At 38.4% G+C, this 11,821-nt stretch carries 11 protein-coding genes; 10 read left to right on the forward strand and 1 reads right to left on the reverse strand.

Translation table 11 applies throughout. The annotated features are described in order from the left end of the window. The first annotated feature begins 176 nt into the window (after positions 1-176). From accD to E2K98_RS11345, 5 genes are all read left to right on the forward strand, one after another. Positions 177-1,052 carry an acetyl-CoA carboxylase, carboxyltransferase subunit beta gene (gene accD / locus E2K98_RS11325; RefSeq protein ID WP_133334348.1) on the forward strand — a complete coding sequence of 292 codons (876 nt, stop codon included), beginning with the start codon at positions 177-179 and terminating at the stop codon, positions 1,050-1,052. Further along, positions 1,046-2,023, forward strand: a complete 978-nt coding sequence (gene accA, locus E2K98_RS11330) for an acetyl-CoA carboxylase carboxyl transferase subunit alpha (RefSeq protein WP_133334349.1) — start codon at positions 1,046-1,048, stop codon at positions 2,021-2,023. Before accD ends, accA begins: the two co-directional genes overlap by 7 nt. Before the next feature lie 309 nt (positions 2,024-2,332). Next, positions 2,333-3,292, forward strand: coding sequence for a 6-phosphofructokinase (gene pfkA / locus E2K98_RS11335; RefSeq protein WP_133334350.1), 960 nt, complete (start codon positions 2,333-2,335; stop codon positions 3,290-3,292). A gap of 28 nt (positions 3,293-3,320) precedes the next feature. Then, entirely contained in the window at positions 3,321-5,084 is a 1,764-nt protein-coding gene (gene pyk / locus E2K98_RS11340) for a pyruvate kinase (RefSeq protein ID WP_133334351.1), read from the forward strand. A gap of 82 nt (positions 5,085-5,166) precedes the next feature. Beyond that, a complete protein-coding gene (locus E2K98_RS11345; protein ID WP_133334352.1) occupies positions 5,167-5,553 on the forward strand; it encodes an FxsA family protein in 387 nt (128 codons plus the stop codon). Between the two features lie 30 nt (positions 5,554-5,583). On the opposite strand, the gene ytvI is transcribed toward E2K98_RS11345, so the two are convergent. After that, a complete protein-coding gene (ytvI, locus tag E2K98_RS11350; RefSeq protein WP_133334353.1) occupies positions 5,584-6,699 on the reverse strand; it encodes a sporulation integral membrane protein YtvI in 1,116 nt (371 codons plus the stop codon). Positions 6,700-6,844: 145 nt separating this feature from the next. Here ytvI and E2K98_RS11355 point away from each other — a divergent pair, with 145 nt between their 5' ends. The 5 genes from E2K98_RS11355 (at position 6,845) to E2K98_RS11375 (ending at position 11,783) form a co-directional block, all read left to right on the forward strand. Continuing rightward, positions 6,845-7,306 (forward strand): DUF441 domain-containing protein, encoded by a 462-nt coding sequence (locus E2K98_RS11355; protein ID WP_133334354.1) that lies wholly within the window; start codon positions 6,845-6,847, stop codon positions 7,304-7,306. Positions 7,307-7,666: 360 nt separating this feature from the next. Beyond that, the gene (gene citZ, locus E2K98_RS11360) at positions 7,667-8,785 is read left to right on the forward strand and encodes a citrate synthase (RefSeq protein WP_026572215.1); all 1,119 of its coding nucleotides are present in this window, start codon (positions 7,667-7,669) and stop codon (positions 8,783-8,785) included. A 145-nt stretch (positions 8,786-8,930) separates the two neighbouring features. Then, positions 8,931-10,199, forward strand: coding sequence for an NADP-dependent isocitrate dehydrogenase (icd, locus tag E2K98_RS11365; RefSeq protein WP_133334355.1), 1,269 nt, complete (start codon positions 8,931-8,933; stop codon positions 10,197-10,199). A 90-nt stretch (positions 10,200-10,289) separates the two neighbouring features. Next, a complete protein-coding gene (mdh, locus tag E2K98_RS11370; RefSeq protein WP_133334356.1) occupies positions 10,290-11,228 on the forward strand; it encodes a malate dehydrogenase in 939 nt (312 codons plus the stop codon). Positions 11,229-11,306: 78 nt separating this feature from the next. After that, positions 11,307-11,783 (forward strand): MaoC/PaaZ C-terminal domain-containing protein, encoded by a 477-nt coding sequence (locus tag E2K98_RS11375; RefSeq protein ID WP_133334357.1) that lies wholly within the window; start codon positions 11,307-11,309, stop codon positions 11,781-11,783. The last annotated feature ends 38 nt before the right edge of the window (positions 11,784-11,821 follow it).

Consider the following 11,821-nt stretch of genomic DNA (forward strand, 5'->3'; position numbering starts at 1 on the left):
TTTATAGTGGATACAGACAAGCGATGCCCGGATAATGGGATTTTTGATATGTGGGTGGTCTGACCACTTTTATAAACCCGCAAAGGTATGAAGTGATTAAAGAATAGAAAGACTTTTGATTAGAAGATGTAGCTCTTGCCGATTGGCCTAAGAACTACAACGAGGGAGGTTATTTTTTGCTTAAAGACCTTTTTACAAAAAATAATACAAAGAAAAGAAAATATGCAACCATTCCAACTGAAACGGTAAAAAGTGATGTACCTGAAGGAATTATGACAAAGTGTCCTTCATGTAAAAAGATCATGTATACAAAGGAATTAAATAAAAATCTAAAAGTGTGTATACATTGTGGTCATCATTTCCAAATGAATTCAAGAGAGCGGCTTGAAAGTTTTCTGGATGAAGGTAGTTTTGAAGAAATAAATGAAAATATGATTTCAAAAAATCCTTTGAATTTTCCTGATTATCTGGAAAAGCTGGATAAAGACCGCGAAAAAAGTAAACTAAATGAAGCGGTTGTAACTGGAATTGGAACTGTGAATGGTCATAAAATTGTTGTAGCCATTATGGATGCCACCTTCCGAATGGGAAGTATGGGATCGGTTGTTGGTGAAAAAATAACACTTGCGATCGAAAAAGCGGATGAGCAATCCGTACCATTTATTATTTTTACTGCTTCCGGCGGTGCCAGAATGCAAGAGGGAGCACTAAGTCTTATGCAGATGGCCAAAACCAGTGTTGCCTTGAAGAGGTTTAGTGATAATGGCGGTCTAATTATTTCAATGATGACACATCCAACTACAGGCGGTGTTTCCGCAAGCTTTGCATCGCTAGGTGATTATAATTTTGCAGAACCAGAGGCTCTGATTGGCTTTGCAGGTCGAAGGGTTATTGAACAATCCATCCGTGAAGAATTACCGGAGGATTTTCAAACAGCTGAATTCCTTTTAAAACATGGGCAGCTTGATGCAATTATTTCTCGTTTGGATTTAGTAGATCAAATTACTAACATTCTTGAAATCCATCAACCTGGAGGTGAAATTGAATGGTAGGAGAACTAGAATTTGAACGTCCAATTATTGAGCTTAGAAAGAAAATCAGCGAAATAAGGGAATTTACCAAAACAGCTGATGTTGATCTAAGTTCGGAAATTGAAAAATTAGAGACACGCTTAGAGAAACTTGAAAAAGATATTTACGAAAATATTAAGCCATGGGATCGCGTGCAGATTGCCCGCCATCCAAACAGACCGACAACACTCGATTATATTGCGGAAATCTTTGAAGGCTTTTTTGAATGTCACGGCGACCGGACCTTTTCGGATGATGAGGCAATTGTCAGCGGAATTGCTAAATTTAAGGGATTACCTGTTACCATCATCGGCCATCAAAGAGGTAAGGATACGAAGGAAAATATCCGCCGGAATTTTGGAATGCCGCATCCGGAGGGGTACAGAAAAGCACTTCGTTTAATGAAGCAGGCAGATAAATTTAAACGGCCGATTATTTGTTTTATTGATACAAAAGGTGCCTATCCTGGGAAAGCCGCTGAAGAACGTGGGCAAAGTGAAGCGATTGCAAAGAACCTTTTTGAAATGGCTGGTCTGCGGGTACCTGTAATCTGTATTGTTATTGGTGAAGGCGGAAGCGGTGGAGCCCTCGCACTTGGTGTCGGCAATCGGATTTATATGTTGGAAAACTCTACCTATTCAGTTATTTCACCCGAAGGGGCAGCAGCTATTCTGTGGAAGGACGCCGCTCTTGCAAAGAAAGCGGCAGAAACGATGAAGATTACCGCACCAGACTTAAAAGAACTGGGTGTAATTGATGATATTATCCCTGAGATTAAGGGCGGTGCCCATAAGGATGTTAAAAAGCAGGCAGAGGAAATTGAAAATATGTTAAAGACTTCCTTACAAGAACTTCTTAAACTTTCAGAGGATGAATTGATTGAAGATCGCTATAATCGATTCAGGACAATAGGTGAGTTTTCACTTGCAAAGGATTACATTGGTGTTCAGTAAAACGTGTCTTTTTTAGACACGTTTTTTTATATCAAGGTCATTTTTTGTAACATAATATTCATTGAAAATTATTAAAAAAGACAATGATAACGGTTGCATTTACAATTAAATCGCTTGCAGTTGACAGACTATTCCGTCTATTTATTTTTGCATTATGAATCAGTTGTTATCGTTATTTCTTCATGTTATTTTATAAATATTCAAGTGTTTTATGCGAATACTAAAAGCAGTTATCAACAAAATAGGCTGAGAGTCTAATTTTTTTTTTGCAATACATAAATTTAGGTATTTTATAATGGGGTGTTTACCATGAAAAAAATTGGGGTACTTACGAGTGGTGGAGATTCACCCGGTATGAATCCGGCAATTCGTGCAGTTGTTAGAAAAGCAATTTATCATAATCTTGAAGTTTACGGTATCTATGGTGGCTATTCAGGATTGATTTCCGGTAATATAAAAAAACTTGAACTAGGTTCAGTTGGAGATATCATTCATCGGGGTGGGACCATGCTTCATTCAGCCCGCTGCCTGGAATTTAAAACAAAAGAAGGTCAGCTTCAAGGAATTGAGCAATTAAAGGCTCATGGAATTGACGGGTTAGTGGTAATCGGAGGAGATGGTTCGTACCGCGGAGCAAAAGCTTTGACTGAGCAAGGTTTTCCTTGTGTAGGTGTACCAGGAACGATTGATAATGATATACCAGGCACAGAGCTTACTATTGGATTTGATACGGCGCTCAATACGGTAATTGATGCTTTAGATAAAATCCGTGACACAGCTACATCCCATGAAAGAACGTTTGTGATTGAAGTAATGGGTCGCAATGCAGGTGATATTGCTCTTTGGGCAGGTCTTGCCGGCGGAGCCGAAACTATTTTAATTCCTGAAGAAAATTTTGATATGGATGAAATTGCTGACCGTCTTCGCAAGGGTCAAGAGCGTGGTAAAAAACATAGTATTATTATCGTGGCTGAGGGTGTTTGCAGCGGCGTTGAATTTTCTAAAAAACTAGAGGAAGCGACAGGCTTTGATACTAGGGTTTCCGTTTTAGGACATATTCAACGGGGTGGATCACCAAGTGCTGCCGATCGTGTCCTTGCCAGCCGTTTAGGAGCAAGGGCTGTGGAGCTTCTACTTGAAGGTAAGGGTGGACGTGCAGTCGGAATCGAAAATAATCGGCTTGTCGATTATGATATCATCGAAGCGTTAGGGAAGAAACACACATTAGACCTGCAGCTTTATAACCTTTCAAAAGAATTATCCATTTAATCATGCTCAATCTAGGAGGAAATAAAGGATGTTACGGAAAACAAAAATTGTTTGTACAATCGGTCCTGCAAGCGAGTCGGTTGAAAAATTAACACAATTAATTGAATCGGGAATGAATGTAGCAAGATTGAATTTTTCCCATGGTAATTTCGAAGAACACGGTGCACGGATTAAGAATATTCGTGAAGCCGCAAAAAAAACAAATAAAACAGTCGCTATTTTGCTTGATACTAAAGGCCCTGAAATCCGTACAAATAATATGGAAAACGGTGCAATTGAATTAAAGTCCGGGGAAAATATAATTATATCGATGACAGAAGTAGAAGGAACACCGCAAAAATTTTCCGTTACATATGCCGGGTTAATTGAAGATGTTCACGTAGGCTCGAAAATTTTATTGGATGATGGGCTAATTGGTCTTGAAGTAACAAAAATAGATCAATCTGCAAATGAAATTCATACAAAAATTTTGAATAGCGGTACATTAAAAAATAAAAAGGGTGTAAATGTACCGGGAGTTTCTGTTAATTTACCAGGAATTACAGAAAAAGATACAAAAGATATCCTTTTTGGGATAGAGCAGGACATCGATTTTATCGCTGCCTCCTTTGTTCGACGTTCCAAAGATGTTTTGGAAATCCGCCAGCTTTTAGAAGAAAATAATGCAGCCCATATTCATATTATCCCTAAGATTGAAAATCAAGAAGGTGTTGATAACATTGATGAAATCCTGGAGGTTTCCGATGGTTTGATGGTCGCACGCGGTGATCTTGGGGTCGAAATTCCTGCAGAAGAAGTTCCACTTGTACAAAAAATGTTAATTAAAAAATGTAATGCACTAGGTAAACCAGTTATTACGGCAACGCAAATGCTTGATTCGATGCAGCGTAATCCAAGACCGACACGTGCAGAAGCTAGTGACGTTGCTAATGCCATTTTCGATGGAACAGATGCTATTATGCTTTCAGGGGAAACGGCTGCCGGCACGTACCCTGTAGAAGCCGTACAGACCATGCATAATATTGCCTCAAGAGCTGAACAAGCACTAGACCACAAAGAAATCCTATCAACCCGCAGTAAGGATACGGAACATAATCTGACTGATGCGATTGGGCAATCAGTAGCACATACTGCACTTAATCTTGATGTAACCTCAATTGTTACGCCAACGGCGAGTGGTCATACAGCAAGGATGATTTCGAAGTATCGTCCGAAAGCACCAATTGTTGCTGTTACATCAAATGATTCGGTGTCCCGCCGTTTATCCCTTGTTTGGGGCGTGTACCCGCAGCTGGGAAGAATGTGCGCAACCACGGATGAAATGCTCGAAATTGCTGTTGAAGAAAGTGTAAATAGCGGTATTGTCAAACACGGAGATTTAGTGGTGATTACGGCTGGTGTTCCTGTTGGGGAAGCCGGTACGACCAATTTAATGAAGATTCATGTTGTTGGTGATATCATTACAAAGGCTCAAGGCATTGGACGGAAGTCTGCTTTTGGAAAAGTAGTGATTGCACACAATGCAAAGGAAGCTATGGAAAAAGTAAAACCAGGATGTATTCTAGTTACAATTGGCTCTGACCGTGATATGATGCCTGCGATTGAAAAAAGTGCCGCACTTATTACAGAAGAAGGCGGTTTAACCAGCCATGGTGCTGTAGTAGGCTTAAATTTAGGGATTCCTGTAATTGTCGGTGTTGAAAATGCCTTAAACCTATTTACAGATGGTCAGGAAATCACCGTGGATGCAGCAAGGGGCGTTATTTATAACGGACATGCGAGTGTTCTATAATAAAAAAAGAAGGGCTTTTGCTCTTCTTTTTTCCTTTTCAATGGTATGATTGTCTTAACAGGTAGTAGGGGGGAGAAGGAAAATGCGTTACTTATTTTTATTGATTATCATTATTCCGGCTGCTGATATTGGGCTGCTCCTTTTTTCAGGCAAAACAATTGGAGTATGGCCAACACTTCTCTTTATCCTTTTGACAGGGGTCCTAGGTGCCTATTTGGCAAAAAAACAAGGCATACAAACCATTCGAAGAGCACAGGAACAGCTGCGCTACGGACAGATTCCTGGTGAATCAGTACTAGATGGTGTGTGTATTCTGATTGGAGGAACGCTCCTTCTTACACCCGGATTTATTACCGATATCCTGGGATTTCTCATGCTTTTCCCACCAACTAGAAAACCAATTAAATTCTTAATGAAAAATTCGTTCCGCAAATGGATTAATAAAGGCAATATTAAAATAATAAAATAAAAAAACGTCAGCAGCGGAGCTGACGTTTTTTTATGCTTCTTTTCCCACAATGAATCCCCATAAATCATGAAAGACATTTGCACGGTAAAGTGTACTGATAATGACAAGGGTAACTGGGCCAAGGATTAATCCTAAAAACCCAATTAATTTAAATCCGACGAATAAAGCAATTAGGGTTGCTAATGGATCAAGGCCAATATTAGAAGATAGAATTTTCGGCTCCATAATCTGTCTTTGAGCTAAAACAATCACATATAGAACACCTAACCCAATAGCAAGTCCTGTATCTCCAGAAATGACCTCATAAATAATCCATGGAACAAAAACAGCCCCTGTCCCTAGATAAGGAAGTACATCGACAATCCCAGTGACGAGCGCAATCGTGATTGCATAATCGACACGAAGGATAAGCAATCCGATTAAAATAATAACAGTAGTGATGGAAATAAGGGTTAATTGTGCTTTGATAAACCCAAATAAGGCTTTCTTTAAATCAATAAAAACAGTTTTTCCACTGGACTTTGCTTTTTCAGGTAATAATTTTCCACCAAGGGCTGACAGACGATACCAATCCTTGCTGATAAAGAAGGTTGCCAGTAAAGAAAAGATTAAGACGGTAGCGGCAGTTGGAAACCATGATAAAATGTTAGGAATAATCCCGAAAAGGTTTTGGATGAATGAACCGACAGTGGAACCAATATTCTTCCCTACATTTTGAATATTTCCGATAATGGTATCCTGCTGTCCGGCATCAAGCTTGTTAAAAACACTCGTTAATTGATTATAGAAGGGAATAATCTGGGCAGTGACGACTTTTTCAATATAATCGATTAATGTATCAAGATGTTCCGGTACTACTGCGGCAAGGTAATTTGCTCCAGAAACAATTTCTGCAACTAATAATGTAATCAATCCCGCAAATAGAGCAAAAATAAAGATTAGCGATAGGAAAACAGCGAGTACCCTCGGCATTTTTGCTTTTTTCTCCAATATATTAACCAAAGGATTAATTATAAAAGCAATAACGAGCCCAATTAGAAATGGATAGGTAACCTTTGATACATAATAAAAAGATAAAAATCCAAGAACCACAATTCCTACTACTAAAAGGAATCTTAACGTTCTATATAAATACTTTAGATTCAAGCTTAAACCTCCTCTCTAGAATGATCTATTTTAATTAGATATATTTTAACATTTTTGAATGAAACTGCATATTTTTCCAATCTTATTTTTAAGGACCTTTTTATAATGTTATACTGATATATTTATAATGGGAGGTGCACAACAAATGATGAGTCATTCATTATTGTTTTTATTGTTATTACTCGGAATTGGTTTTATAGCTAAAAATAACTCCTTAATGATTGCGATTGCAGTTTTGCTTTTACTAAAATTTAGCGGATTAGGGGCAAAATCGTTCACCATTTTGCAATCGAAAGGAATCAATTGGGGTGTTACGATTATTACAATTGCAGTACTAGCTCCGATTGCAAGTGGAGAAATTGGTTTTAAGGATTTAACAGGCGCATTTAAATCCTCATTTGCCTGGATTGCCCTTATCTCCGGTATGGCCGTTGCCTTATTAGCAAAAGGGGGGGTCTCATTACTTGCGAATGATCCTCAAATTACGACAGCACTAGTTTTAGGAACCATTTTATCCGTTTCGATTTTTAAAGGTGTGGCAGTCGGACCGCTTATTGGGGCAGGTATTGCCTATACAGTGATGAAAGTTGTTGATTTTTTCACTTAGAAATTTTGTAAAAATAATATTTTTTCTTTTTTTCAAGTCCTTCTCATTCACAAAACTCTGATAATTGTTTATAATAGAACGTGTAAGCGTATCCTTTTTTTACATATCTCACTCATATATGATAAAATACCTTTATAATAAGCAATTTATTATGAAGGAAAGATTTTGCTTTTTTCCGAGCAAGCGCTCACTCTATTTCAATCTATTGGAAAAATGGGTGAGATGAGTAAACACTATAAATGGGAAAAGTACAACCTACTTTATTCTTTTCATCCAGGATAGCTTTTGCTAACTTTTTTTGAAAGCCATAATAAACAAATGGGTAATGGGGAATTTTAGAAAGCAAAGGAGAGATTTACGATGACGGTAACACGTGGACTTGAGGGGATTGTAGCAACAACTTCCTCCATCAGCTCAATTATCGATGACACACTAACTTACGTAGGTTATGACATTGATGATTTAGCAAAAAATGCTAGCTTTGAAGAAGTTATTTATTTGTTGTGGCATCGTCAGCTGCCGACAGCAGAGCAATTGAAAGAACTTAAAAAAGAACTTTCTGAAAATGCAGCACTTCCTCAAGAAGTAATCGAACATTTCAAAATGTATCCTATTCAAAAGGTACATCCAATGGCAGCGCTCCGCTCAGCCGTTTCTCTATTAGGGTTATATGATGACGAAGCCGATGTAATGAATGAAGAAGCAAACTATAAAAAAGCGGTTCGTCTGCAAGCAAAGATGCCTACAATTGTAGCAACATTTGCGAGGGTTAGAAAAGGTCTAGAACCTGTTGCACCAAAAAAGGATTTAAGCTTTGCAGCTAATTTTCTTTACATGTTAACAGGAAATGAGCCTAAGCCTATTGCCGTGGAAGCAATTAATAAAGCACTTGTCTTACATGCAGACCATGAATTAAATGCCTCTACCTTTACTGCACGTGTTTGTGTGGCTACATTATCAGATGTTTACTCCGGAGTTACAGCTGCAATCGGAGCATTAAAAGGTCCGCTTCACGGTGGAGCTAATGAAGCTGTTATGAAGATGCTTACTGATATTGGTACAATTGAAAATGTTGAACCATATATTCGCGGCAAGCTGGAGAAAAAAGAAAAAATCATGGGCTTTGGTCACAGAGTATACCGCCAAGGAGACCCTCGTGCAAAGCACTTAAGAGAAATGTCAAAGAAATTAACAGAACTTACCGGCGAACCATTCTGGTATGACATGTCTGTTAAAATTGAAGGCATTGTTACCGGCGAAAAGAAATTACCGCCAAATGTTGACTTCTATTCAGCATCTGTATATCACAGCCTTGGTATTGATCATGATTTATTCACACCAATCTTTGCTGTCAGCCGTGTTTCAGGATGGCTTGCTCATATTCTAGAGCAATATGAAAACAACCGCTTAATTCGTCCGCGCGCTGAATATACTGGTCCTGGAATGCAAAAATACATTCCAATTGAACAAAGAGGATAATTTTTATTTTACTTTTTGCTCAAAAATTGATGTAATAGTATTGTATGAAAAGGTTAGAGGTAACTCTCTAACCTTTGATTAAGTCGTGGAATACGGGTTATGAAACTTTAATCCGACAGTTATACATAATAGGAGGAGAACATCTATGCAAGGCGAAAAAATTACTGTAAAAGATGGCGTATTAAATGTTCCAAACAATCCAATTATCCCGTTTATCGAAGGAGACGGTACTGGTCCTGATATTTGGGCAGCTTCGTATCGCGTATTAGATGCAGCGGTAGAAAAAGCCTATAAGGGTGAACGCAAACTTGTCTGGAAAGAAGTTTTAGCAGGGGAGAAAGCATTCAATCAAACAGGGGAATGGCTTCCTTCAGAAACTCTTGATGTAATCAATGAATACTTAATTGCGATTAAAGGCCCATTAACAACTCCTGTTGGCGGTGGAATTCGTTCATTAAACGTTGCACTTCGTCAAGAATTAGATTTATTTGTATGCTTACGTCCAGTAAGATGGTTTGAAGGGGTTCCTTCACCGGTTAAACGTCCTCAAGATACAGACATGGTTATTTTCCGTGAAAATACTGAGGATATCTATGCTGGTATTGAATATGAAAAAGGTTCAGATGCAGTTAAAAAAGTGATTGAATTCCTTCAAAATGAAATGGGCGTTAAGAAAATCAGGTTCCCTGAAACTTCAGGTATTGGAATTAAGCCTATTTCTGAAGAAGGAACCAAACGTCTTGTTCGTGCAGCCCTTAACTATACCATTAAAGAGGGACGTAAATCTCTTACAATTGTGCACAAAGGTAATATCATGAAATTTACTGAAGGCGCATTTAAAAACTGGGGCTATGAAGTGGCTGAAAAAGAATTCGGCGATAAAGTCTTCACTTGGAATCAATATGACCGCATTAAAGCTGAACAAGGCACTGATGCTGCAAATAAAGCACAGGCTGATGCTGAAGCAGCAGGTAAAATTATTGTAAAAGATGCAATTGCGGATATCTTCTTACAACAAATCCTTACTCGCCCTAAAGAATTTGATGTTGTTGCGACAATGAACTTAAATGGTGATTATATCTCCGATGCGCTTGCAGCACAAGTCGGCGGAATTGGTATTGCACCAGGAGCAAATATTAACTATGTAACAGGACACGCTATCTTCGAAGCAACTCATGGAACTGCACCAAAGTATGCAGGTCTTGATAAAGTAAATCCTTCATCTGTTATCCTGTCAGGTGTTCTTATGTTAGAACATTTAGGCTGGAATGAAGCTGCCAATTTGATCACGAAATCAATGGAAAAATCTATTGCTTCTAAAGTTGTAACATATGATTTTGCCCGTTTAATGGACGGAGCAACAGAAGTGAAAACTTCAGAATTTGCCGATGAGCTAATCAAAAATATGGAATAAGTTTATTTCCTTCAGGGCTGTTTTTAAAACAGCTCCTGAAAGGTTATGCATTTTAGATTTAATACTTTTTTAAAAAAGGGGAGAGTCAAAATGTCTTTAAAACGTAAAAAGGTTTCTGTAATCGGCGGAGGTTTCACTGGTGCAACTACTGCATTCTTACTTGCACAAAAAGAACTTGCAGATGTAGTTTTAGTTGATATTCCTCAAATGGAAAATCCAACTAAAGGAAAAGCATTAGACATGCTTGAAGCAAGTCCTGTTCAAGGCTTTGATGCGAACATCACAGGTACTTCTAATTACGAAGATACGGCTGATTCTGATATCGTTGTTATTACAGCCGGTATTGCCCGTAAACCAGGCATGAGCCGTGATGATTTAGTTCAAACAAACCAAAAAGTAATGAAAAGTGTAACACAGGAGATTGTTAAGTATTCACCAAACTGTACAATTGTAGTTTTAACCAACCCAGTTGATGCAATGACCTACACTGTTTTTAAAGAATCTGGCTTTCCTAAAAATCGCGTAATCGGCCAATCAGGAGTTCTTGATACAGCTCGTTTCCGTACGTTCGTTGCCCAAGAATTAAACCTATCTGTCAAAGATATTACAGGTTTTGTTCTAGGCGGACATGGGGATGACATGGTACCGCTTGTTCGTTATTCCTATGCAGGCGGTATACCTCTTGAAACATTAATACCGAAAGATCGCTTAGAAGCAATTGTTGAACGTACAAGAAAAGGCGGCGGAGAAATCGTTAACCTTCTTGGAAACGGCAGCGCATACTATGCTCCTGCAGCATCTTTAGTGGAAATGTCTGAAGCAATTCTGAAAGACCAACGCCGCGTCATTCCTTCCATTGCATATCTTGAAGGTGAATTTGGATATGATGGAATCTACCTTGGCGTACCAACTATCCTTGGTGCAAATGGAATTGAAAAAGTTATCGAACTTGAATTAACTGCTGACGAAAAAGCAGCATTAGATAAATCCGCTGAATCGGTACGCAATGTTATGGGTGTACTAGCTTAATAAATTTGTGAATTCGGGGTTTATGCCCCGAATTTTTTTCGAATTGGATTGAAACCGTTTACATAAGGGGGAGATTAAATGCTTTTAGGGAAAAAGAGAAAACTGGGCCGGAAAATTAAAGAAATGACCGTTGGAGAAAAATTATCGCTAACCGAAAAAATTGAAGATAAAGACCTTTTACTCTATTTAGGATTAACAGATGATGCCAATCCCCTTTATATTCAACATGACTATGCATCACAAACACCATTTAAAAAACCAATTGTCCCGGCTATTATGCTGACAGGAATCCTCACTTCCGCTATTTCGAAGTATTTACCGGGTCCTGGAAGTCGCATTCTGAGTCAGGAAATTGAGTTTCCAAAACCGGTTTACCATTATGGAACCGTTCATTTTTTATTTGAGGTAATCGAAGTAAATCAACCCGATCATTTCGTCATGATTCAAGTATTGGGTCACAATGAAATTAATGAAGTGGTCATCCAAGGAAAAGTAAAGGTATGTCCGCCATACCCGCTCGAAGGTTTGGATGGACAGGCATTGGAAAATTTTTAATACGAACAGTTAAGGGAATGTAGTCTGCACATTCCTTT

This window comes from Bacillus salipaludis (genome assembly GCF_004358205.1).

Bases quoted from the DNA above. Each gene is read 5' to 3' on its own strand.
- accA (WP_133334349.1), top strand. From the start codon at position 1,046: ATGGTAGGAGAACTAGAATTTGAACGTCCAATTATTGAGCTTAGAAAG.
- pfkA (WP_133334350.1), top strand. From the start codon at position 2,333: ATGAAAAAAATTGGGGTACTTACGAGTGGTGGAGATTCACCCGGTATG.
- pyk (WP_133334351.1), top strand. From the start codon at position 3,321: ATGTTACGGAAAACAAAAATTGTTTGTACAATCGGTCCTGCAAGCGAG.
- E2K98_RS11345 (WP_133334352.1), top strand. From the start codon at position 5,167: ATGCGTTACTTATTTTTATTGATTATCATTATTCCGGCTGCTGATATT.
- E2K98_RS11355 (WP_133334354.1), top strand. From the start codon at position 6,845: ATGATGAGTCATTCATTATTGTTTTTATTGTTATTACTCGGAATTGGT.
- citZ (WP_026572215.1), top strand. From the start codon at position 7,667: ATGACGGTAACACGTGGACTTGAGGGGATTGTAGCAACAACTTCCTCC.
- icd (WP_133334355.1), top strand. From the start codon at position 8,931: ATGCAAGGCGAAAAAATTACTGTAAAAGATGGCGTATTAAATGTTCCA.
- mdh (WP_133334356.1), top strand. From the start codon at position 10,290: ATGTCTTTAAAACGTAAAAAGGTTTCTGTAATCGGCGGAGGTTTCACT.
- E2K98_RS11375 (WP_133334357.1), top strand. From the start codon at position 11,307: ATGCTTTTAGGGAAAAAGAGAAAACTGGGCCGGAAAATTAAAGAAATG.